25 protein-coding genes are annotated in these 22,482 nt (G+C 59.2%); 14 read left to right on the top strand and 11 right to left on the bottom strand.

Annotated elements, in window-relative coordinates; translation table 11 throughout:
* Positions 1-44 precede the first annotated feature (44 nt).
* The 3 genes from flgG to ACIQU2_RS10165 all read right to left on the bottom strand — a co-directional run bounded on the left by flgG (position 45) and on the right by ACIQU2_RS10165 (position 3,529).
* Positions 45-830, bottom strand: a complete 786-nt coding sequence (gene flgG / locus ACIQU2_RS10175) for a flagellar basal-body rod protein FlgG (RefSeq protein ID WP_056742138.1) — start codon at positions 828-830, stop codon at positions 45-47.
* 45 nt (positions 831-875) lie between these two features.
* Positions 876-1,616 carry a flagellar basal body rod protein FlgF gene (locus ACIQU2_RS10170; RefSeq protein ID WP_150655070.1) on the bottom strand — a complete coding sequence of 247 codons (741 nt, stop codon included), beginning with the start codon at positions 1,614-1,616 and terminating at the stop codon, positions 876-878.
* Between the two features lie 347 nt (positions 1,617-1,963).
* Positions 1,964-3,529, bottom strand: a complete 1,566-nt coding sequence (locus ACIQU2_RS10165) for a sigma-54-dependent transcriptional regulator (protein ID WP_283183545.1) — start codon at positions 3,527-3,529, stop codon at positions 1,964-1,966.
* A 280-nt stretch (positions 3,530-3,809) separates the two neighbouring features.
* Here ACIQU2_RS10165 and phhA point away from each other — a divergent pair, with 280 nt between their 5' ends.
* The 6 genes from phhA (at position 3,810) to ACIQU2_RS10135 (ending at position 8,253) form a co-directional block, all read left to right on the top strand.
* Positions 3,810-4,595 carry a phenylalanine 4-monooxygenase gene (gene phhA, locus ACIQU2_RS10160; RefSeq protein ID WP_347803924.1) on the top strand — a complete coding sequence of 262 codons (786 nt, stop codon included), beginning with the start codon at positions 3,810-3,812 and terminating at the stop codon, positions 4,593-4,595.
* Positions 4,596-4,699: 104 nt separating this feature from the next.
* On the top strand, positions 4,700-5,056 hold the full coding sequence (locus ACIQU2_RS10155; RefSeq protein WP_129442142.1) for a 4a-hydroxytetrahydrobiopterin dehydratase: 357 nt from the start codon (positions 4,700-4,702) through the stop codon (positions 5,054-5,056).
* Complete coding sequence (locus tag ACIQU2_RS10150; protein ID WP_403140295.1) at positions 5,056-6,249, top strand: amino acid aminotransferase; 1,194 nt, start codon at positions 5,056-5,058, stop codon at positions 6,247-6,249. The genes ACIQU2_RS10155 and ACIQU2_RS10150 overlap by 1 nt, the downstream gene beginning before the upstream one ends.
* Before the next feature lie 279 nt (positions 6,250-6,528).
* Positions 6,529-6,660 carry a hypothetical protein gene (locus ACIQU2_RS10145; RefSeq protein WP_403140293.1) on the top strand — a complete coding sequence of 44 codons (132 nt, stop codon included), beginning with the start codon at positions 6,529-6,531 and terminating at the stop codon, positions 6,658-6,660.
* A gap of 75 nt (positions 6,661-6,735) precedes the next feature.
* The gene (locus ACIQU2_RS10140) at positions 6,736-6,933 is read left to right on the top strand and encodes a hypothetical protein (protein WP_403140292.1); all 198 of its coding nucleotides are present in this window, start codon (positions 6,736-6,738) and stop codon (positions 6,931-6,933) included.
* A gap of 105 nt (positions 6,934-7,038) precedes the next feature.
* Complete coding sequence (locus tag ACIQU2_RS10135) at positions 7,039-8,253, top strand: MFS transporter (RefSeq protein WP_403140290.1); 1,215 nt, start codon at positions 7,039-7,041, stop codon at positions 8,251-8,253.
* On the opposite strand, the gene arfB is transcribed toward ACIQU2_RS10135, so the two are convergent.
* Complete coding sequence (gene arfB, locus ACIQU2_RS10130) at positions 8,250-8,663, bottom strand: alternative ribosome rescue aminoacyl-tRNA hydrolase ArfB (protein ID WP_008010994.1); 414 nt, start codon at positions 8,661-8,663, stop codon at positions 8,250-8,252. The two genes, ACIQU2_RS10135 and arfB, sit on opposite strands and share 4 nt — an antisense overlap.
* 216 nt (positions 8,664-8,879) lie before the next feature.
* On the bottom strand, positions 8,880-10,295 hold the full coding sequence (locus ACIQU2_RS10125; RefSeq protein WP_403140288.1) for an amino acid permease: 1,416 nt from the start codon (positions 10,293-10,295) through the stop codon (positions 8,880-8,882).
* A 930-nt stretch (positions 10,296-11,225) separates the two neighbouring features.
* On the opposite strand from ACIQU2_RS10125, the gene ACIQU2_RS10120 reads away from it, so the two are divergent.
* Both ACIQU2_RS10120 and ACIQU2_RS10115 read left to right on the top strand, forming a co-directional pair.
* Entirely contained in the window at positions 11,226-11,363 is a 138-nt protein-coding gene (locus tag ACIQU2_RS10120) for a hypothetical protein (RefSeq protein WP_008156111.1), read from the top strand.
* A gap of 69 nt (positions 11,364-11,432) precedes the next feature.
* Positions 11,433-12,398: a leucyl aminopeptidase gene (locus ACIQU2_RS10115; RefSeq protein ID WP_403140287.1), complete on the top strand. Its 966-nt coding sequence runs from the start codon at positions 11,433-11,435 to the stop codon at positions 12,396-12,398.
* Positions 12,399-12,458: 60 nt separating this feature from the next.
* On the opposite strand, the gene rluB is transcribed toward ACIQU2_RS10115, so the two are convergent.
* The 5 genes from rluB to ACIQU2_RS10090 form a co-directional block, all read right to left on the bottom strand.
* On the bottom strand, positions 12,459-13,757 hold the full coding sequence (gene rluB, locus ACIQU2_RS10110) for a 23S rRNA pseudouridine(2605) synthase RluB (RefSeq protein WP_347803919.1): 1,299 nt from the start codon (positions 13,755-13,757) through the stop codon (positions 12,459-12,461).
* 291 nt (positions 13,758-14,048) lie between these two features.
* Positions 14,049-15,050 carry an SMC-Scp complex subunit ScpB gene (gene scpB / locus ACIQU2_RS10105; protein WP_403140285.1) on the bottom strand — a complete coding sequence of 334 codons (1,002 nt, stop codon included), beginning with the start codon at positions 15,048-15,050 and terminating at the stop codon, positions 14,049-14,051.
* 11 nt (positions 15,051-15,061) lie between these two features.
* The gene (locus tag ACIQU2_RS10100) at positions 15,062-15,883 is read right to left on the bottom strand and encodes a ScpA family protein (protein ID WP_008156118.1); all 822 of its coding nucleotides are present in this window, start codon (positions 15,881-15,883) and stop codon (positions 15,062-15,064) included.
* The gene (locus ACIQU2_RS10095; protein ID WP_033056081.1) at positions 15,884-16,513 is read right to left on the bottom strand and encodes an L-threonylcarbamoyladenylate synthase; all 630 of its coding nucleotides are present in this window, start codon (positions 16,511-16,513) and stop codon (positions 15,884-15,886) included. It abuts the gene before it with no gap.
* Between the two features lie 13 nt (positions 16,514-16,526).
* Complete coding sequence (locus ACIQU2_RS10090) at positions 16,527-17,390, bottom strand: PHP domain-containing protein (protein WP_403140284.1); 864 nt, start codon at positions 17,388-17,390, stop codon at positions 16,527-16,529.
* Between the two features lie 87 nt (positions 17,391-17,477).
* Here ACIQU2_RS10090 and ACIQU2_RS10085 point away from each other — a divergent pair, with 87 nt between their 5' ends.
* The 6 genes from ACIQU2_RS10085 (at position 17,478) to ACIQU2_RS10060 (ending at position 21,769) form a co-directional block, all read left to right on the top strand.
* Positions 17,478-18,074, top strand: coding sequence for a septation protein A (locus tag ACIQU2_RS10085; RefSeq protein WP_283183537.1), 597 nt, complete (start codon positions 17,478-17,480; stop codon positions 18,072-18,074).
* A gap of 1 nt (position 18,075) precedes the next feature.
* Positions 18,076-18,375 carry a YciI family protein gene (locus ACIQU2_RS10080; RefSeq protein WP_008156126.1) on the top strand — a complete coding sequence of 100 codons (300 nt, stop codon included), beginning with the start codon at positions 18,076-18,078 and terminating at the stop codon, positions 18,373-18,375.
* 122 nt (positions 18,376-18,497) lie between these two features.
* Positions 18,498-18,911 (top strand): translation initiation factor 2, encoded by a 414-nt coding sequence (locus ACIQU2_RS10075; protein ID WP_347803916.1) that lies wholly within the window; start codon positions 18,498-18,500, stop codon positions 18,909-18,911.
* A 7-nt stretch (positions 18,912-18,918) separates the two neighbouring features.
* Entirely contained in the window at positions 18,919-19,596 is a 678-nt protein-coding gene (locus tag ACIQU2_RS10070; protein WP_347803915.1) for a response regulator transcription factor, read from the top strand.
* A 315-nt stretch (positions 19,597-19,911) separates the two neighbouring features.
* On the top strand, positions 19,912-20,361 hold the full coding sequence (locus tag ACIQU2_RS10065) for an LTXXQ domain protein (protein ID WP_347803914.1): 450 nt from the start codon (positions 19,912-19,914) through the stop codon (positions 20,359-20,361).
* A 67-nt stretch (positions 20,362-20,428) separates the two neighbouring features.
* Positions 20,429-21,769: a HAMP domain-containing sensor histidine kinase gene (locus tag ACIQU2_RS10060; protein ID WP_347803913.1), complete on the top strand. Its 1,341-nt coding sequence runs from the start codon at positions 20,429-20,431 to the stop codon at positions 21,767-21,769.
* Positions 21,770-21,882: 113 nt separating this feature from the next.
* Here the strand turns inward: ACIQU2_RS10060 and ACIQU2_RS10055 are convergent, their stop codons facing one another.
* Entirely contained in the window at positions 21,883-22,449 is a 567-nt protein-coding gene (locus ACIQU2_RS10055; protein WP_403140282.1) for an NAD(P)H nitroreductase, read from the bottom strand.
* Between the last annotated feature and the right edge of the window lie 33 nt (positions 22,450-22,482).

The following is a 22,482-nucleotide window of genomic DNA, read 5'->3' as shown; positions in this document are numbered from 1 at the left end:
CTCACGGTGTTGCAGGCGACCTGATGGCCGCCTCATAGACTTGATTACAGATTCTGCGTTACGAACGAGAGCATCTGGTCGGCGGTAGAGATCACCTTGGAGTTCATCTCGTAAGCGCGCTGAGTGGTGATCATGTTGACCATCTCTTCAACGGTACTGACGTTCGAAGTTTCCAGGGTGTTCTGCAGCGTGGTGCCGAAACCGGCCAGGCCCGGGGTGCCGACTTGCGGCGCGCCGCTGGCAGCGGTTTCCAGGAACAGGTTGTTGCCCACAGCCTGCAGACCGGCCGGGTTGATGAAGTCGGCGGTTTGCAGGTTGCCGATCACCTGGGATGCCGGGTTGCCGGCAACGGTGATGGACACGGTGCCGTCGCGACCGACCGTGAAGGTCTGGGCGTCGTTCGGGATGACAATGGCCGGTTCCAGGGCGAAGCCGCTGGCGTTCACGATCTGACCGTTGGAATCCAGGTGGAACGTACCGTCACGGGTGTAGGAAGTCGTGCCGTCCGGCTGCAGAATCTGGAAGAAACCGCGACCGTCGATGGCCATGTCCAACGGCTGCTCGGTGGTTTGCAGGCTGCCGGCGGTGAAGTTTTTCTGGGTGCCGACAATGCGCACACCGGTACCCAATTGCAGACCCGACGGCAGTTCACTGTCCTGGGTCGACTGGGCGCCTGGCTGGCGTTTGATCTGGTAGAGCAAGTCCTGGAACTCGGCGCGGTCACGTTTGAAACCCGTGGTCGACACGTTGGCCAGGTTGTTGGAAATGGTCGTCAGGTTGGTGTCCTGGGCGGACAGACCTGTTTTGGCAACCCATAGAGCCGGAAGCATTCGATTCTCCTCGTGCGCCTGTTTTACGGCGCGACGTTCTGATAATTAGCTGATCTGCAAGACCCGAGCCATGGCCTGGTCATCGTCTTTGGCGGTGTTCATCATCTTGATGTGCAGCTCGAACTGCTTGGCCAGGGCCAGCACCGAGGTCATCTCTTCCACGGCATTGACGTTGCTCGACTCAAGGAAACCGGACACCAGCTTGACGTCGGCATCGGCTTGCGCCGGCTTGCCGTCCTTGGTGTGGATCGACCCGTCCAGGCCTTTGGTCATGTTCTTGAAGTCAGGATTAACCAGTTTGATGCGGTCGACTTCCGCCATCACGCGAGGACCTTCGCCCATCGCACGAATGCTGATGGTGCCGTCCTCGCCCACTTCGATTTGCTGCTCGGGCGGCACGGCAATCGGCCCGCCATTGCCCATCACCGGCATACCGTTGCCGGCCCGCAGCACACCCAGGGCGTCGACGTTCAGGCTGCCGGTGCGCACGTAGCTTTCGCCGCCGTCAGGGTTCTGCACGGCGATCCAGCCATTGCCTTGCACCGCGACATCGAGATCGCGACCGGTTTCCACCAATGCGCCAGGGGAGAAATCGGTGGCCGGACGTTCGGACAGGGCAAACGCACGCGCCGGAAAGCTGTCACCGAACACCGGCATCGAACGCGCCTGCTCCAGGTCTTTCTGGAAGCCGTTGGTGGAGATGTTCGCCAGGTTGTTCGCATGAGCCTTCTGCGCCAGTGCATTCTGGCTGGCGCCGGTCATTGCCACATAAAGGTACTTGTCCACACTCTTTCCTCTGCATGCCGGACGTTTGCCGCCCACTGCTGTACTGCTGAGCGATAAGCAATTTGCAGACCAACTTTTTTCTGGCGGCGCGGGGGCCTGCAAACAATGGACTTGAGGGATACAGGCGGGAATCAGGGATTGTGTCAAAGACGAAAAACCGGCGGTGTTATGCCGCTTCGCGGCAAGTGCCGACCTCTTCGGCTCAACGCCGTCCTGTAGCAGCTGCCGAGCCTGCGAGACTGCGTTCGGCTGCGAAGCAGTCGTGAATCCTGCTCGCGGTCATCCTGAAACACCACAGTGTCTGAATTAACGACTGCTTCGCGGTGCTCGACAGCTGCTACTGGGACCTATGCGCTGCCGGGTTCTTTACCGACTTCGTACTCACGCAACTTGTTGGCAATGGTGGTGTGCGAAACCCCCAACCGCTTGCCCAGTTGCCGACTGCTCGGGTGCTCGGAGTACAAACGCTCCAGCACCGCTTTCTCAAAGCGCCCGACAATCTCGTCCAACCCGCCCTCGAGCGAGAAATCGCCCAGCGGCTGACGCACGCCGTAGTCCGGCAGGCGAATATGTTCGGCCTTGACCGTCCCGCCCTCGCACAAGGAAACCGCCTGGAACAACACGTTTTCCAACTGCCGAACATTGCCCGGCCAGTGGTAATGACTGAGCCGCTCCATCGCCGCCGGCGCCAGTTTCGGCAGCGGGCAACCGATTTGCCGACTGGCCTGATCGAGGAAGTGCTCCACCAGCGGCGTCAAACCATCGAGGCATTCGCGCAGTGGCGGGATGTGCAGTGAAAGCACGTTCAAACGGTGATACAAATCCTGGCGAAATTCACCCCGCGCGCACAACTCTGACAGGTCGACCTGCGTCGCGCAGATCACCCGTACATCCAGATAAACCTCTTCATCGCTGCCCACACGACGGAAGCAACCGTCCTGCAGGAAACGCAGCAACTTCACCTGCAAACGCGGGCTCATTTCCCCGACACCATCGAGAAACAGCGTACCGCCCGCTGTCAGCTCCAGCAGCCCGAGCTTGCCTTCTGCCCTCGCCCCTGCGAAAGCGCCGGGGCCGTAGCCGAACAGCTCCGTCTCAGCCATGGATTCCGGCAGGCCGGCGCAGTTGAGCGCCATCAACGGTGACTGCCCCCGCGGACTCGCCAGGTGGCAGGCTCGCGCCAACAACTCTTTACCCGTACCGGTTTCACCTTCTATTAATAGCGGCGCATCCAGCGGCGCCATGCGTCGGGCTTCGCGCACCACCGCGGCCATCACCTTCGAGCTTTGGAAAATGCTGTCGAAACCTCGCAGTTCCTGCTTGCGCACGTTATAGATGCGTTCACCGACCCGGTCGGCGCGGTGCAGCGTGAGAACCGCGCCGGCCATGGCTTCGCTGTCGTCATGCTCTGATTGCAGTGGCGCAATGTCGGCGAGAAACACGTCACCCTTCACCTTCACCCGCAAGCCATTGATCCGTGACTTGTTGGCGCGCACCAGTTCTGGCAAGTCGAAATCCTCCGCGTAACGCGACAGCGGAATCCCCGGCACCTCATCTACCCGCACGCCGAGCAACTGCGCCGCTGCGCGGTTGGCCGCGACGATCGAGCCGCCCATGTCGATCGACAGCACCGGAAACTCCAAGGCGCCGAGCAACGCATTGAGCTCCATGTGCCGACGTTCGCTGGGCATCAGCCCTACGCGCTTGACGCCAAAAACTCCGGCAATCGATTCGAATTTCGGACGCAACGCCTGAAACTGAATGTTGATCAGGTTCGGGCAATGCAGGTAGATCGCATTGCCATGCTCACCGCCGACCTCGCCGCGAGCGACGTTGATCCCGTACTCCACCAGCAGGTTGAGAATGTCGCGCAGGATACCAATGCGGTTCTGGCAGTGGACTTTGATACGCATATAAAGGCCCGAAACAGGAGTGATCGAGGGCCTGAGCCAGAAATTTTCTGCCCAGGCGCCAACTTAGTCGTCAAGATTATGTGACACCTGCACGCCATTTCAAACCCGCAAATCTCAATCCCTGCGCCATAGCGGCCGATCCGTAACGAATACTTTACAAAAATCGACGAATTCTCCTACGCACAGCGCGACTCACGTGCTGCAACGCCGCATTTCTTGAGGTATTTCTAGGTCCATAGCAGGACATAACAAGAACGAAATCCCCTAGCAGGAGAGCAGCATGAAGCAGACGCAATACGTGGCTCGCGAGCCCGATGCGCAAGGTTTTATCGACTACCCCGCCGAAGAACATGCGGTGTGGAACACGCTGATTACTCGCCAACTGAAAGTGATCGAGGGTCGTGCGTGCCAGGAATACCTGGACGGTATCGAAAAACTCGGTCTGCCCCACGACCGCATTCCGCAACTCGGCGAGATTAACAAGGTCCTCGGTGAAACCACTGGGTGGCAGGTCGCCCGGGTTCCCGCACTGATCCCCTTCCAGACCTTTTTCGAATTGCTCGCCAACAAGCAGTTCCCGGTAGCGACGTTTATTCGTACCCGCGAAGAACTGGATTACCTGCAAGAGCCGGACATTTTCCACGAGATTTTTGGCCACTGCCCGCTGCTGACCAACCCTTGGTTCGCCGAATTCACCCACACCTACGGCAAACTCGGCCTGCAGGCTTCCAAGGAAGAACGCGTGTACCTGGCGCGTCTGTACTGGATGACCATCGAGTTCGGTCTGGTCGATACTTCAGAAGGCCTGCGCATCTACGGCGGCGGCATTCTCTCCTCGCCAAAAGAAACCGTTTACTGCCTGTCGAACGAACCTGAGCATCAGGCCTTCGATCCGCTGGAATGCATGCGCACGCCGTACCGCATCGACATCCTGCAACCGCTGTACTTTGTCCTGCCGAACCTCAAGCGCCTGTTCGACTTGGCCCACGAAGACATCATGGGCATGGTCAAGCAAGGCATGCAACTGGGCTTGCACACACCAAAATTTCCGCCAAAGGCTGCGTGATCCGCTGCTTTTAGAATCAAGTGAGCCTGTCAGGAACCGACGCTTTGGTTTAGCGTGGTGACACTGACGGCCGATTTCCAATAATTCGATTTCAGGAACCCATCATGTCCACATTGAACCAAGCCCACTGCGAAGCCTGCCAAGCCGGCGCTCCTCAGGTCAGCGACGAAGAACTGCCGGTACTGATCAAGCAGATTCCCGACTGGAACATTGAAGTGCGCGACAGCGTGATGCAGCTGGAAAAAGTTTTCCTGTTCAAGAACTTCAAGCACGCACTGGCGTTCACCAACGCCGTCGGTGAAATCTCCGAGGCTGAAGGTCACCACCCGGGCCTGCTGACCGAGTGGGGCAAAGTCACCGTGACCTGGTGGAGCCACTCCATCAAGGGCCTGCATCGCAACGATTTCATCATGGCCGCGCGCACTGACGAAGTGGCCAAGGACGCCGAGGGCCGCAAATAATGCATTTCGACGCCATCGGTCGAGTACCCGGCGACCCGATTCTCGGCCTGATGGAGGCCTATGCGCAGGACCCCAACCCGCGCAAATTCGACCTCGGCGTGGGTGTCTATAAAGACGCCCAGGGCCTGACACCGATTCCCCAGTCCGTGAAGCTCGCCGAGCAGCGCCTGGTGGATCGCCAGACCACCAAGACCTACATCGGTGGCCACGGTGAACCGGCGTTCGGCAAGGCCATCGTTGAATTGGTGCTAGGTGCCGATTCCCCGCTGATTGCCGAACAACGGACCGGCGCGACGCAAACGCCGGGCGGCACAGGCGCGCTGCGCTTGAGTGCCGACTTCATCGCACAGTGCCTGCCGGGCCGTGGCGTGTGGCTGAGCAACCCGACCTGGCCGATCCACGAAACCATCTTCGCGGCAGCCGGAGTCAAGGTCAGTCATTACCCGTACGTCGGCAGCGATAACCGCCTCGACGTCGAGGCGATGCTCGCGGTACTCAATGAAGCACCGAAGGGCGATGTGGTGCTGCTGCACGCCTGCTGCCACAACCCGACCGGGTTCGATCTGTCCCATGACGATTGGCGCCGGGTGCTGGACGTGGTGCGCAGTCGCGATTTGGTGCCCCTGATTGACTTCGCCTACCAAGGCTTCGGCGATGGTCTGGAACAGGATGCATGGTCGACCCGGTTGTTCGCTGCCGCATTACCGGAAGTGCTGATCACCAGCTCCTGCTCGAAGAACTTCGGCCTGTACCGCGACCGCACCGGTGCGCTGATTGTCTGCGCGAAAACCGCTGACAAGCTGGTGGATATCCGCAGCCAACTGGCCAACATCGCTCGCAATCTGTGGTCGACACCGCCGGATCATGGCGCGGCTGTGGTAGCGACCATCCTCAGTGATCCCGAGCTGAAAAGCCTCTGGGCCGACGAAGTGGAAGCCATGCGTTTGCGTATCGCCCAACTGCGTAGCGGTTTGGTTGAAGCGCTTGAACCTCATGGTTTGCGCGAACGCTTTGCGCACATCGGCGTGCAGCGCGGGATGTTTTCCTACACCGGTTTGACGCCGGAACAGGTCAAACAACTGCGCGATCATCACAGCGTTTACATGGTGGGCACTGGCCGGGCCAACGTGGCAGGGATTGATGCCACACGCCTTGATTTGCTGGCCGAGGCAATCGCCGAAGTCTGCAAATAACCATCAAACCCTGCACAGCCCCCCTGTGGGAGCGAGCCTGCTCGCGAATGCGGAGTGTCAGTCGACATCAACATTGACTGATCCACCGCATTCGCGAGCAGGCTCGCTCCCACATTTGTTTTGTGTCGCCCCCTCTTGCAGACCTGTCTAGACAATCCCATCCGTCGCAACAATTGGATATAAAAGTCTATTTGTCATTTCTCCTGCTGTATCCTTCCCAGGCTTTTTTAAAAGCGCGGATCTACCAGATCTATCAACAGACTTTGCGAGGAGCGCGATATGCACGAGATCCCTAATCTCCCCTTCCCAAGCCTGCACGAAACTGAGCAGACGCCCACGCAACAAGCCGGTGCCCAACAGCCCGAGCCGAAAGAAGCCGCAGAACGCCGCAAGGCCGACAGCGAAGACTGATTCACCTGCAATGCCAGACCGTGTGGAAAGCGCTAACATGCGCTTTCCACACCGCCTGAACCCTTGAGCCCCACCATGACCGACGACTTCAGCCCTACTTTTAACGAAGCTCAGCAGGCCAGCGTTCTGATCGGCACCACCGAGAAGATGATCGATATCTGGAATCGCCTGTCCCCCGAGAAACGCGCCGCGCTGCTCGCCCGTTTCGGCAGCGAAGAAAACGCCCTGGCCGCCCTGGTCACCACGCATCTGGTCGCTCCCGCCAAACCCTGATTCATCCCCACCCGGCAAATAGTTTTACTTTTTCCACGACCAGTAGCCGCTCGCGCCGCTATCATAAGCAGCCTATCTATCCTGCTTCCCCGTGGATCTTTACCCATGTCTGAAAACCAGCGCCCCCTGGCAGTCACGTTGCAAGTCGTTTCCATCGTCCTGTTCACCTTCATTGGCTATCTGAATATCGGCATTCCCCTGGCCGTGTTGCCGGGCTACGTCCACAGCGATCTGGGCTTCGGTGCCGTAATCGCCGGCCTGGTGATCAGCGTGCAATACCTGGCCACCCTGCTCAGCCGTCCTTATGCCGGGAAAATCATCGACAACAAGGGCAGTAAACTCGCCGTGATGTATGGCCTCGCCGGCTGCGGTTTGAGCGGCGTGTTCATGCTGATTTCGGCCTGGACCCAGAGCCTGCCGACCTTGAGCTTGATCAGCCTGTTGATCGGCCGTCTGGTGCTCGGCAGCGCGGAAAGCCTGGTGGGCTCCGGTTCGATCGGCTGGGGCATCGGCCGGGTTGGCGCGGCGAATACCGCCAAGGTCATTTCCTGGAACGGCATCGCCAGTTATGGCGCACTGGCGGTCGGCGCACCGCTGGGCGTGCTGCTGGTCAGTCAATTGGGGATGTGGAGCATGGGCGTGAGCATCGTGTTGCTGGCCGTCCTCGGCCTGGTGCTGGCCTGGCCAAAAACCGCCGCGCCGATTGTGGTCGGTGAGCGTTTGCCGTTCATGCATGTGCTGGGGCGCGTGCTGCCACATGGTTGCGGTCTGGCGCTGGGCTCAATCGGCTTTGGCACCATCGCCACCTTCATCACCCTGTATTACGCCACTCAGCACTGGGACAACGCGGTGCTGTGCTTGAGCTTGTTCGGTGCCAGTTTCATCGGTGCGCGGCTGCTGTTCGGCAATCTGATCAACCGCCTCGGCGGCTTTCGCGTGGCGATTGCCTGCCTGTCGGTGGAAACACTGGGACTGTTGCTGCTGTGGCTGGCGCCGGACGCTCATTGGGCATTGGCCGGTGCGGCGCTAAGCGGGTTCGGTTTCTCGCTGGTGTTCCCCGCGCTGGGGGTGGAAGCGGTCAACCTGGTGCCGGCCTCAAGTCGTGGTGCGGCAGTTGGGGCTTATTCGTTGTTCATCGATTTGTCGCTGGGGATTACCGGGCCGCTGGCCGGTGCGATTGCCGCGGGCTTTGGTTTTGCCTCGATCTTCCTGTTCGCTGCACTCGCCGCGTTGAGCGGTCTGGCACTGAGTGTTTACTTGTACCGGCAGGCGCCGAAGCATCTCAATGAAAAGTACCGGGAAGAGCGCCAAACCCGCTAAAAATCGACCTTGCCGCGCCCGGCCTTGATGCTGCCACGCTTGGTCTTGGATTCGAGCCGACGCTTCTTCGAACCGAGGGTCGGTTTGGTCGGACGACGTTTCTTTTCGACCTTGGTGGCACTGAGGATCAACTCGGTCAGCCGTTCCAGTGCATCCGCGCGATTGGCTTCTTGCGTGCGGTATTGCTGAGCCTTGATGATCAACACCCCTTCGCTGGTGATGCGACTGTCACGCAACGCCAGCAGCCGCTCCTTGTAGAACTCGGGCAAGGACGAGGCCGGAATGTCGAAACGCAGGTGCACCGCGCTGGAGACCTTGTTGACGTTCTGCCCACCGGCGCCCTGGGCGCGAATGGCGGTCAATTCGATCTCGGCATCCGGCAGATGCACGTTGTTGGAAATCACCAGCATGGAAAAGGGTCCGTATTCAGAACGCGCAGGATACCCCGAATGAACTGAAAGAATGCGGTCCCTGTGGGAGCGTGGCTTGCCCGCGATTCAGGCACCGCGGTTCATCAGGCACACCGCGTTATCGTTCATCGCGGGCAAGCCACGCTCCCACAGGTTTTGCAGCGCGCACAAAAAACCCGGCACATTGGCCGGGTTTGTTGTTTCTGCGTACTACGCTTACTTCGCGTTTGCAGCCTGCAACGCATCCTGAGCACTGCGCTTGTTCTTGATGCCGTAGCAGATCCACATGAACGCGACCCACACCGGAATCGCATACACCGAGATCTGGATACCCGGGATCAGCAGCATCACGCCAAGAATGAACACCACGAACGCCAGGCAAACATAGTTGCCGTACGGGTACCACAGGGCCTTGAACAGCGGCGTTTGTTTGGTCTTGTTCATGTGCTGGCGGAACTTGAAGTGCGAGAAGCTGATCATCGCCCAGTTGATCACCAGGGTGGCAACCACCAGCGACATCAACAGTTCCAGCGCGTTTTGCGGGATCAGGTAGTTCAGCAATACGGCAATCAATGTCACCGCCGCCGAAGCAAGGATCGAACGCACTGGCACGCCGCGCTTGTCGATCTTCGACAAGGCTTTCGGCGCATCGCCCTGCTCGGCCATGCCCAGCAGCATGCGGCTGTTGCAGTAGGTGCCGCTGTTGTACACCGACAGCGCCGCGGTCAGGACCACGAAATTGAGGATGTGCGCAGCGGTGTCACTGCCGAGCATCGAGAACACTTGAACGAACGGGCTGCCGCTGTAGGAATCACCCGACGCGTTCAGGGTTGCCAACAGGCTGTCCCATGGCGTCAGCGAAAGCAGGATAACCAACGCACCGATGTAGAAAATCAGGATCCGGTAGATCACCTGGTTGATGGCTTTCGGGATCACGGTTTTCGGCTTGTCGGCTTCAGCTGCGGTGAAACCGAGCATTTCCAGGCCGCCGAAGGAGAACATGATGATCGCCATGGCCATCACCAGGCCGCTGACACCATTCGGGAAGAAACCGCCGTGGACCCACAGGTTGGTCACCGACGCTTGCGGGCCGCCGTCGCCGCTGACCAGCAGGTAGCTGCCGAGCGCAATCATGCCGACGATGGCCACGACCTTGATGATCGCGAACCAGAACTCGGCCTCACCAAAGACTTTGACGTTGGCCAGGTTGATCAAGTTGATCAGGACGAAGAAGCCGGCTGCCGAGACCCACGTCGGGATGTGTGGCGCCCAGTAGTGGATGTATTTACCGACCGCGGTCAGCTCCGACATGCCCACCAGAATGTACAGAATCCAGCAGTTCCAGCCCGACAGGAAGCCGGCGAAACCGCCCCAGTATTTATGGGCGAAGTGGCTGAAGGAACCGGCGACTGGCTCTTCGACGATCATTTCGCCGAGCTGGCGCATGATCATGAAAGCAATGAAGCCGCAGATGGCGTAGCCGAGAATCATCGACGGGCCGGCGGATTTCAGTACGCCGGCCGAGCCGAGGAACAGCCCGGTACCGATCGCGCCACCGAGGGCGATCAGTTGAATGTGGCGATTTTTCAGGCCGCGTTTCAGCTCGCCTGAATGCGAGTTTTGTCCACTCATGAAAAGGGTCTCACGCAAGGTTTGATGATGTTCGTTAGACGTTGCTGCTCGGTTGCGATTTCAAGCAGCGCCGATCAAACCCCAGCGAAGGCAAAAGGAGTTCAGCGTTTTTGCAACGGTCATGCGTCACCTGTTTGTTTTTATCTGTGACGAAATCGGACCCGACACGCTTGTGGCGCGGCGGAGTGAACAAGGCGGATAGCCTTGAGGTTTGCGCAGATGCGCAGGAGGTCACAGTTAAAACGCGGCGCATTGTACACCTGTAACCCCCTGCTGCCAGACACTGCTGGATCAGCGTGTCATTTGCCGGGATTGCCTGTGTCCGCCTCGAGGGTCTCGGGCGGCTGCAAAATTAGAGTCAGACCTTTGCGGGTCATCGACGGGAGCGACGGAAAAATCGCTCCACGGGGGGAGATGGAGATCAGTCACGGCGTACATTGCGCCTCCTTCTTGTTATGCACCTGCACGACAGGCATGGGGCGCATCTCACCCTTCAACCGCGCCTGAAACAAGCGGGCCAGAGCCCTGCGGAAGGGTCAATTGGCTGTTAGGCGGAAGGTTTTCCTTACATCCCTTCCGCAAGCGTGAAACCAAGGGCTTTGAGGCTTGATTTCGTCAGTATTTCTTTACATGCCGTAACGTAAATTTGCCGAATCAGATCTGGCTGTAGGTTGACTGCAAATTGACGGTAGGACGTATCCTTAGGGAAAGGTCGAGTTAGTTTTTTGTTTTTTATTAACAAATTGCTCAATAAAAAACAGAATAAAAAGTTCAAACAAATCTTATTTGATTATTTTTTTGCAATTTAAAAACCTGTGAACTAGGTTTTCAGCGACTTGCCGAGACGCATCCATCAGCAAGTTGGCGGGTTATTCAATGACTGAAAACGCGCCGCAGCACTTACCGAAAAAGTCATCTAGGAGATTCACAATGCAAGCACTTGAAAAAGACTTGGAAACTGAACTGCAACTGGACGATTGGTTTGAAGCACCGACCCATGACGCCGCCGTTGAAATGATGCAAGCCGATGCGGTTGTTCCGTTCGGCACAGCGATGTGGCCTCTGTAAGACATCCCGGCAGGCACGATCCGGCCGGTTGTGCCTGCCACTTTTTCTCGGTTTGTCAGGGAGGACTACATGGATAAGCAACGCGCCATTTCGCATTTCCTTTACTACCTCGAACATCACCCTGCCGTTGCCGGCATCAACCCGGCGAAGGTCTTGCTCGGCCACACGGCTGATTACCAGGCACTGACGAGCGCCATCGCCGAACAGGCCGGTGCCAGCCCACGCTTCAGTTTCAGCGCGATGCGACTGGATCTGGAACCCACGGAATTGCTGGCCCAGGCGATTGCCGACAGCGATCTGTACATTTTTTTCTACGATTCTTCCACCCTGCCCAACCCACGCCCCGACGGCCCGGAATTTGTCCGCGCGCTGCAAGGCGTCATGGCCGAGAACTGGAAGAAGTCGCTGCTGTTCAAGGATTACGGCGATTACTTCTACGACACGTTCAGTGTCACCCCGCAGCGCATTGCCGGGTTGAACAGCCACTTGATCCAGCGCATGTCCCATGCCACCACGTTAAGTTTCAAAGATGATCACGGCTCGTGGTTCGAAACACCGTTGAGTAGTATCAAGAAGTGGACCGACATCAACGGTGTCGGCAACTTCGATCTGGCGCCTGGTGAAATTGCCACGCACAGCGAGGCCATTAACGGCCGGGTCAAATTCATGGGGACTTTTCTCAGCACCATTCCATTTGCCCGCAAATACGGGGTGCTGGAGTCGCCGCTAGAGTTGTGGATCGAAAACTCGACCATCAGCAAAATCGCCACCGAGGTGCCGGGACTGGAACATGACTTCAACAAGTACCTGGAGGCCAATCCATCCAATCGGCGCATTGAGGAGTTGGGGATCGGCACCAACGAAGGCGTGAAGACGCTGTATGCACGCAATGCAGGGTTTGAGGAGCGCCATTGCGGGCTGCATCTGGGATTGGGGGGTGGCGCGAAGGGTAGCCATCATCTGGACCTGATCTTCTCCAGTGGCGTGTTGGCGCTGGATGATGAGCCTGTGTTTGATGGGCGGTTTGTCTTCTGATTAGCCAGACGAAAAAAAACGCCAACCCGAAGGTTGGCGTTTTCATGTGGCGCTTACCAATTACTCAGGCTTGCGACGACCGAAGCCTGGACGCTGGCCCGAACCGGCTGGCGCACCACGGCGTTTGCCCGATGGAGCGTCCTTGTCGACCAGAACGATGCCTGGACGCTTCTTCGCCGGTGCCTTGGCCGGGCGCTTGGTGTCGGAAGGACGGTCTGCCACCGGCGTACCGCGACCCGACTCACCACGAGACTCGCCACGACCGGCTGGAGCACCGCGATCACTACGACCACCGCTTGGTGCTCCACGGCCTTCGCCGCGCTCGGTGCGACCATTGGCCGGACGTGGCGTGCGTGGACCGCGCTCGCCGTCAGCACGAGGTGCTGCTGGTTTGCGGGCTGGACGCTCGCCTTCGATATGCGGTTCACGAGTATCACGTGGAGTAGCCGCTGTCTGGTTGCCGACCGCTGGACGCAACGTACGCACGCGCTCGGTCTTGCCCATTGGACGCGACGATTTACGCTGCATGCGGTCGAGCTTGTCTTTGCTCTTGGCGTTCATCTGCGGCATGGCCACAGGCGTCAGGCCAACTTCAGCACTCAGAATGTCGACTTCGTACTGGCTCATTTCGCGCCAGCGACCCATCGGCAGGTCAGAGTTGAGGAACACCGGGCCGAAACGCACGCGCTTCAGACGGCTGACCACCAGGCCCTGGGATTCCCACAGACGACGGACTTCGCGGTTGCGACCTTCCATCACCACGCAGTGATACCAGTGGTTAAAACCTTCGCCACCCGGCGCTTGCTTGATATCGGTGAACTTGGCCGGGCCGTCTTCGAGGACGACGCCAGCTTTCAGACGCTCGATCATCTCGTCATCGACTTCACCACGCACACGTACCGCGTACTCACGGTCCATTTCGTAGGAAGGGTGCATCAGGCGGTTGGCCAGCTCACCGTCGGTGGTGAACATCAGCAGGCCGGTGGTGTTGATGTCCAGACGACCGATGTTGATCCAGCGACCTTCTTTCGGGCGCGGCATCTTGTCGAAAACGGTCGGACGGCCTTCCGGATCAAGGCGGGTGCAGATTTCGCCATCCGGCTTGTTGTACATGATCACGCGGCGTACCGACTCGGCGGCTTCTTCGCGCTTGATCACCTTGCCATCAATGGTGATGGCGTCGTGCATGTCGACGCGCTGCCCGAGGGTGGCGTCTTTGCCATTGACCTTGATGCGGCCGTGACTGATCCAGGCTTCTACGTCACGGCGCGAGCCGACGCCGATACGGGCGAGGACTTTCTGCAGTTTCTCGCCTGCTGGGCCGATTTCCTGGTCGTCTTTCTGGTCGTTGATACTCATCTGGGCACCTCCCGGTGTGGTCTGTTCAGGCGGCCCTGAATTGAGCGTCCTGAAGCGATGTAAATCTGGGTACTTGGGCAAAGGGATCGCCGAAGGGTCGCGAATCATACGCTCATGGGAGCGTTCGCGCATCAGAGACTAGCTGATCAATGGAGACTTACTTGTTTTTCCGCCGACCGGCTTTGTGTAGGAGCCGAGCTTGCTCGCGATGACGTCGGCACATACAACATCAAAGTGACTGGAAGACTGCTATCGCGAGCAAGCTCGGCTCCTACAGTTTTTGAAGTCAGGTTAATCGTCTTCGAATGCGCGGCGTTCGGCCTCGATCGCTTCGGCGAGGGCCCGGGCTTCGGCTTCTTCGTCGGTCAACTCGGGCTCGGGTCTCGGTTGTTCGAGCGCGGCGACAGCGGCCAGGAGTTTCTCGCGCGCCTCGGCAACACCAAGCACGTCATCCTCAAGCTCTTCTTCCGGATCTTCTTCCCGCTCTTCTTCGACTGTGGCTTCTGGCTCAACGTGAAGTTCAACTTCGATCTCGGGCTCAGGCTGATCCAGCACCTCTTCGGCATCCGCCACCGCGCTATCGCGCAGGATGTCATCAAAGTCGGTCTTGAGCCCCTCCTCCATGGTGTCCAGCTCCAGCAACAACGTGTGGAAACTGGTTTCTTCCTTCGGCTCTTCCGGGTCGGCGCTGGCGTCGGCCAACTCCTGCAGTCCGGCAGGCACCGGCGCGTCGTCGAAATCGAGCACCGGATCAGGCTCAAGCTCGCGCAATTCGGCCAGCGGTGGCAAATCGTCGAGGTTTTTCAAGTTGAAGTGATCGAGAAACGCCTTGGTGGTCGCAAACATCGCCGGCTTACCCGGCACATCGCGGTAGCCGACGATGCGGATCCACTCGCGCTCCAGCAAGGTTTTGACGATGTGGCTGTTAACCGCCACGCCACGCACATCTTCGATCTCGCCCCGGGTGATTGGCTGGCGATAGGCGATCAGCGCAATGGTTTCGAGCATGGCGCGGGAATAGCGCTGCGGCCGCTCTTCCCACAAACGGCCGACCCACGGCGAGAACTTTGCGCGGATCTGCAAGCGATACCCGGAGGCCACTTCCTTCAGCTCAAAGGCCCGACCGTCGCAGGACTTGGCGAGAATCGTCAGGGCTTTCTTGAAGACCGGCGGCTCCGGTCGCTCGCCCTCTTCGAAGAGTTCGAACAGGCGTTCAAGCGATTGCGGTTTTCCCGAGGCCAACAGAAAGGCTTCAAGCAATGGCGCCAGCTCGCGGGGTTCAGTCAGGTTCATGATTCAACTCGTTATTCGGCTCGGGCCCGCACGTGGATCGCTGCGAACGGCTCATTCTGCACCAGCTCGACCAAGGATTCCTTGACCAGTTCGAGAATCGCCATAAAGGTTACCACCACCCCCAGACGTCCTTCCTCAGCGGTGAACAGCTCGGCAAAGGGCACGAAACCGCCGCCCTTGAGGCGCTCCAGCACATCGCTCATGCGTTCGCGGGTGGACAGTGCCTCGCGGCTGACCTGGTGACTTTCGAACATGTCACCACGGCGCAACACTTCTGCCATGGACAACAACAGCTCTGAAAGACGCACGTCTGGCAACAGCTTGCGTGCCCGGGCTTCCGGGGCGTCGAGCTTGGGGACGACCACGTCACGACCCACACGGCTCAGGCCATCGATGCCTTCGGCGGCGGCCTTGAAGCGTTCGTACTCTTGCAAGCGGCGGATCAGCTCAGCGCGAGGGTCGTCTTCTTCGGCTTCGATCGTTTCGGCACGCGGCAGCAGCATCCGCGATTTGATCTCGGCCAGCATCGCGGCCATGACCAGGTACTCGGCGGCCAGTTCCAGACGCACCGATTGCATCAACTCGACATAGCCCATGTATTGCCGGGTGATTTCCGCCACCGGGATGTCGAGGATATTGATGTTCTGTTTGCGGATCAGGTACAGCAGCAGGTCGAGGGGGCCTTCGAAGGCTTCGAGAAAGACTTCAAGCGCATCCGGTGGAATGTACAGGTCCAGCGGCATTTCCATGACCGCCTGGCCATAGACCATCGCGAAGGGCAGCTCTTGCTGGGCTCCGGCCTGACTGTCGACAACGGGTTCTACTGCAGACATCTACGCCTCGGCCATGAACGGCGTCGGGTCGCCGCAACCAACGCGGATCACTTCCGGCTCGCCGTCGGCGAGGTTGATCACGGTGGACGCCTTGATCCCCCCAAAACCGCCGTCGATGATCAGGTCGACTTGATGCTCGAGCAACTGACGCATTTCGTACGGGTCCGTCATCGGGTCGGTGTCGCCGGGCATGATCAGGGTCACGCTCATCAGCGGTTCGCCGAGTTCCTCCAACAGCGCCAGGGCAATCGGATGGCTCGGTACGCGCAGGCCGATGGTGCGTTTTTTCGGGTGCAACAACAGCCGCGGGACTTCGCGGGTGGCGTTCAGAATGAAGGTGTAAGGTCCTGGAAGATGAGCTTTAAGCAGGCGGAAGGTGCCGGTATCGATCTTTGCAAACAGCCCCAGTTGCGACAGGTCGCTGCAAATCAGCGCGAAGTTATGCTTTTCGTCCAGCTGTCTCAACCGGCGCACGCGCTCCACGGCATTCTTGTCGCCGATCTGGCAACCAATGGCGTAGGACGAGTCTGTGGGATAAATCACCACCCCGCCGCTGCGGATGATCTCGACAGCCTGTTTGATCAGGCGCGCTTGCGGGTTTTCCGGATGAATCTGGAAAAATTGACTCACATTCTCTACCTGTTCAGACGGCGGCAATAATTGGGTCATGTTTGAATCGACACCACAGTGGTGGCAGATCCTCCGGGAGCGGGCGGTACTCACCGATCTCGGACCAGCCTCCAGGGCCATGAAAATCACTGCCGGCGCTGACCAGCAGACCGAATTCTCGGGCGAGAATCGCCAGGCTGCCCACTTGCTCGGCGGGCTGATGGCCATTGACCACTTCGATAGCGTGGCCCCCTGCTTGAATATAGTCGGCAATCAGCCGGCGACGTTTGCTGCGAGTGAAATCGTAGTGCCACGGATGCGCCAGGCTGATCCAGGCCTTGGCGGCGCGCAGGGTTTCGACCGTGTCTTCCAGGGTCGGCCAATGTTGCTTGACGTCCCCCAGCTTGCCGGCGCCCAGCCATTTGCGGAACGCTTCGGCGCGGTCCTTGACGAAACCTTCACGCACCATCCAGTCGGCGAAATGCGGGCGGGCCGGCGCGTTGCCACTGTCGCCCAGTTCCTGCTGGACATCCCGAGCCCCTTCCAGCGCACCCGGCATGCCTTTAAGCGCCAACTTGCGGCTAATTTCTTCGGACCGTAACCAGCGGCCATCGTGCAATTTTGCGATGGCCTCGACCAACGGTGCAGCGTTGACGTCAAAACCATAGCCCAGCACGTGAATGGTCGCGCCGCCCCAGGTGCAAGACAATTCGACGCCATTGACCAATTGCATCCCCAGCGCGGTCGCCGCACTGCGAGCCTCGTCGAGGCCCTCGAGGGTGTCGTGATCGGTCAAGGCCAGGACTCGCACGCCTTTCTCGAACGCACGCGCAACCAGTACTGAAGGCGCGAGAGCGCCATCGGAGGCCGTGCTATGGCAGTGCAAATCAACATTCACAGGACTTTTTTACCTCAAATCAGCTGGCGCTATCGCGCGCCCATATGTTTGTTATTATGCCGCCACATCCTGCTTCTGGCTGCCACTGTGAAACAATTCATCGATTTCATCCCGCTTCTGCTGTTCTTCATCGTCTTCAAACTCGATCCCCGGGTCGTCGACATTGCCGGCCACGAGGTAACTGTAGGCGGTATCTACAGCGCCACCGCCATGCTGATCATCAGCTCCCTGGTGGTTTACGGCACGCTGTTCATCAAGCAGCGCAAGCTCGAGAAGAGCCAGTGGCTGACCCTCATCGCCTGCCTGGTCTTCGGCAGCCTGACCCTGGCGTTCCACAGCGAAACTTTCCTGAAGTGGAAAGCCCCGGTGGTGAACTGGCTGTTCGCCCTGGCGTTCATTGGCAGCCACTTCGTCGGTGAGCAACTGCTGATCAAACGCATCATGGGCCACGCGCTGACCCTGCCGGAGCCGGTCTGGACCCGCTTGAACATCGCCTGGATCGGGTTTTTCCTGTTTTGCGGTGCCGCCAACCTGTTCGTCGCGTTCACCTTTCAGGACTACTGGGTCGACTTCAAAGTCTTCGGCAGCCTGGGCATGACGCTGCTGTTCCTGGTCGCCCAGGGCATTTATTTGTCCCGCCACCTGCACGACGCCGATACCACAACGCCAAAAACCGAGGACTGACATGCTTTACGCAATCATTGCCACAGACGTCGCCAACTCCCTGGAAGCCCGCCTGGCCGCACGGCCTGCACACCTTGAGCGCCTGCAAGTGCTCAAAGGTGAAGGTCGCATCGTTTTGGCCGGCCCACACCCGGCGGTCGACAGCAATGATCCGGGCGCTGCGGGTTTCACCGGCAGCCTGATCGTCGCCGAATTCGATTCCCTGAGCGCCGCCCAGGCTTGGGCCGACGCTGATCCGTATATCGCCGCAGGCGTCTACGCCAACGTTTCGGTCAAGCCGTTCAAGCAAGTCCTGCCGTAACTTTCCCCTACAAATGCCCCCGCGCGATGAACCTTGTAGGTTCATCGTGCTCTCAATCGCTCATTATTCTCGTTTGCCTGCCGACAACTTGCCCAATAACTCGATTGGAATCAGGAGTCGCGATGCGCAAGGGTCCGTTGTGTCTGATGTTGGTGACGTTGTCGATCGTGGCTCCCGCCCACGGTGAAGAAAGCGCCGAGGGCGGTAATTCCACGCCATTGTCCCTAAGCGCCGGCAGCCAGATCACCGAGTTGCAACAGCGCTTGAAGGTAAGCGAACAGCAACGAGAAGAACTGAGCAAACAACTGAAAAATACCGATGCCGAACGCGAAAGCGCTCAGCTGAGCCGGTTGCGTCAAGAGAATCAGCGCCTCAAGCTGCAACTCAAGGAAGCCCAGGCCAGCAGCCCGCTGCCGCGTCTATTGACCGATCAGCAACAGTGGTTCGTCATCGGCGCCGCAGTAGCGCTATTGGCGCTGCTCTGCGGTATCTTCGCCAGTGGTGCCACCAGAAAACGTAGGCAATGGCTAAATTGAGTGAGTCATGAGCGAGCTGTTATTAATTGATGATGACCAGGAGCTGTGTGAGCTCCTGAGCAGTTGGTTGAGCCAGGAAGGCTTCCAGGTCCGCGCCTGCCACGATGGTCAGAGCGCCCGTCGCGCACTGGCCGAAACGTCGCCGGCAGCCGTGGTACTGGACGTGATGCTGCCGGACGGCAGCGGCCTGGAATTGCTCAAGCAATTGCGCAGCGATCACCCGGACTTGCCGGTGCTGATGCTCTCGGCCCGCGGCGAGCCGCTGGACCGCATCCTCGGCCTGGAACTCGGCGCCGACGATTACCTGGCCAAACCGTGCGACCCACGGGAACTGACAGCCCGCCTGCGCGCCGTGTTGCGCCGCAGTCATCCGGCAGCAGTCTCCAGTCAGCTCGAACTGGGTGACCTGTGTTTCAGTCCGGGGCGCGGCGTGGTCAGCATCGATGAACAGGAATTCACCCTCACCGTCTCCGAAAGCCGTTTGCTCGAAGCCCTGCTCAAGCAACCCGGCGAGCCGCTGGACAAACAGGAACTGGCGCAAATCGCCCTCGGCCGCAAGCTGACGCTGTACGACCGCAGCCTGGACATGCACGTCAGCAACCTGCGCAAAAAAATCGGCCCGCACCCCGACGGCCGCCCACGCATCGTGGCCCTGCGCAGCCGTGGTTACTACTACAGCCTCTGAAACCCAACGCAAACCTTCGTAGCAGCTGTCGAGCCTGCGAGGCTGCGTTCGGCTGCGAAGCAGTCGTGAAATCAGGCGACGCGTTTTTTCAAGTAAACCGCGTATTCTGGGTTTACGACTGCTTCGCAGCCGAACGCAGCCTCGCTGGGGCTCGACAGCTGCTACACCGGTCATGTTCGTCAGGGACATGGGTTTGTCAGGAAGGTACAAAATCGTCTTTACCCAAGCTTTACGCTCCGCTGACCGCCGCTGACCTTGATCTCCGTAATCTGTACTCATCCGGAACGTACCGGGAACGAGACAAGGAGATTCACCATGCGCAAGACTCTTATCGCTCTGATGTTCGCTGCCACCCTGCCGACCGTTGCCATGGCCATGCCTGAAGGTGCCGGCCCGATGGGTGGCCCGATGGACGGCTCACGCCATGGCGGTCAGATGCACGGCATGCACGGCAAAGGCCCGTACAGCCAGCTGGACCTGAGCCGCGAACAGCGCGAGCAGATCCGCAAGATCATGGGCGAGCAGATGCATGAGCGTAAGCAAGTGGTCGACAAGTACCTGGAAAAACTCTCGCCAGCCGACCAGAAGGCCATGAAAGATGAAATGGCGGCCAACCACAAGAAAGCTGAAGCTGACGTGCGTGCCTTGCTGAAACCGGATCAACAGAAGCAATTCGACGAGATCCAGAAAAAACAGGCTGAGCGTCGCGCCGAATGGGCCGAGTTCAAGGCCTGGAAAGCGCAACAGCCGCAAAAGGCGCAATAATGTTTTAGCGTCATATCACAGCCCAACGGTTAATCGCCGTTGGGCTTTCTTTGCTTGAGGATTTTCTGTGCGCTCATTGTTCTGGCGTATTCTGGCCAGCTTCTGGTTGGCCATCGCTCTGGTTGCAGGGCTCTCCATTCTGCTGGGGCACATGCTCAATCAGGACGCGTGGATTCTCAGCCGCCATCCGGGCCTCAATACTTTGGCCGAGCAGTGGACGCAAACCTACGAGTCACAGGGTGAAGACGCGGCCCAGGACATTCTGGAACAGCGCAAGCGCCAGTATCACATCGACGTTCAAGTGCTCAACGAGAGCGGTGACCCGGTGGTGCGCGGCACCTTCCCACGTAGGGCAGCCGCCTTCGAAGCGCGACAGAACAACGATGATCGCCGCCTGCCGTGGCGTCGTCTGACCGCGGAATACACCAGCGAAAAAACCGGCGACACCTACCTGCTGATCTATCGAATTCCGCACCCGGAACTGGACTCATGGCACCGCGAAAGCCTGCTCTGGCCGTTGAGTGCGCTGGGTATCGCGCTGGTGGTCCTGACCTTGTTCAGCCTGTTCGTGACGATGTCCATTACTCGCCCACTCAACCGCTTGCGCGGCGCGGTGCATGATCTGGGGCAAACCACCTACCAACAAAACAGCCTGGTAAAACTGGCCAACCGGCGCGATGAGTTCGGCGTGCTGGCCAACGACTTCAACCGCATGGGCGCGCGCCTGCAAAGTTTGATCGGCAGTCAGCGACAGTTGCTGCGAGATGTGTCCCATGAACTGCGTTCACCGCTTGCCCGGCTGCGCATTGCGCTGGCACTGGCCGAGCGGGCCAACCCTGAAGAACGGGAAAAACTCTGGCCGCGCCTTACTCGGGAGTGCGACCGACTGGAAGCGCTGATCAGCGAAATTCTGGTACTGGCGCGGGTCGATGCCGACAACGCCAGCGCCGAAGAGGTTGATCTCAATGCGCTGCTCAACACCCTGCAAAAGGATGCTCAACTGGGTTCGCCGGAGCAGAACGTGCACCTTGAGGCCGAGTCGCAGCTGAACCTTAAAGGCTGGCCGACGATGATCGAGCGCGCCGTAGACAACCTGCTGCGCAATGCTCAGCGGTTCAACCCGGTGGGGCAGTCGATTGAAATGCAGGCGGTGCGTCAGGGTGAGCGGATTGTGGTCAGTGTGCGCGACCATGGGCCGGGCGTAGAGGCTGCGCATTTGAGCCAGTTGGGTGAACCATTCTATCGGGCGCCGGGGCAGACGGCGGCCGGGCATGGTTTGGGATTGGCGATTGCGCGCCGTGCGGCAGAGCGGCACGGTGGGAGTCTGGTGTTGGCCAATCATCCTGATGGCGGGTTTATCGCCAGTCTCGAATTACCGTTGGTGCCGGGGGCAGTTGTTCAGCCGTAAGTGCAGTGGTGATGCAAAAAGATCGCAGCCTCGTTTAACTCGTCAGCTCCTACAAGGGGTATGCGTCCCCTGTAGGAGCTGACGAGTTAAACGAGGCTGCGATCTTTTGATCTTCAGACCTTGCCAGGCCAGGCGCTGACGAACTCGGCCAGATCAACCTTCTCCGCCACTCGCGGTTCCTTCTGCGGCGTCCCAAGGTAAAGAAACGCAATCACCTCTTCCCCTTCAGCCAGGCCCAACCCCTTGGCCACATGCGCCGAATACGCCAGTTCACCCGTGCGCCACACCGCGCCAATCCCTTGCGCATAAGCCGCCAGCAAAATCCCGTGAGCCGCACAGCCCGCCGCCAGCAGCTGTTCGGACTTCGGATATTTAACGTGATCCTGCAACCGCGCGATCACCACGACCACCAGTGGCGCGCGCAGTGGACCGTTACGCGCCTTGTCCAGCGCCGCCTCGGACACCTCACTGTCCTGCAGCTTCGCCGCTTCGGCCAGCAACTCGCCCATTTGCTCGCGCGCCGCGCCTTCGACTGTCAGGAAGCGCCAAGGCTGCAAGTGGCCGTGGTCTGGCGCTCGCATCGCGGCGCCAAACAGCACTTCGCGTTGTTCTGCGGTCGGTGCCGGTTCGAGCAGTCGTGGAACGGAAACACGGTTGAGCAAAGCGTCGAGAGCCTGCATCGGCCACCTCCTGAAAAAAATGTGAAGCCATTC

The organism is Pseudomonas sp. NPDC098740 (assembly GCF_044760065.1).
Classification (GTDB): domain Bacteria; phylum Pseudomonadota; class Gammaproteobacteria; order Pseudomonadales; family Pseudomonadaceae; genus Aquipseudomonas; species Aquipseudomonas rossensis.
Note: the sequence above shows the minus strand (reverse complement) of the source record. Positions and strands in the feature narration are given on the sequence as shown.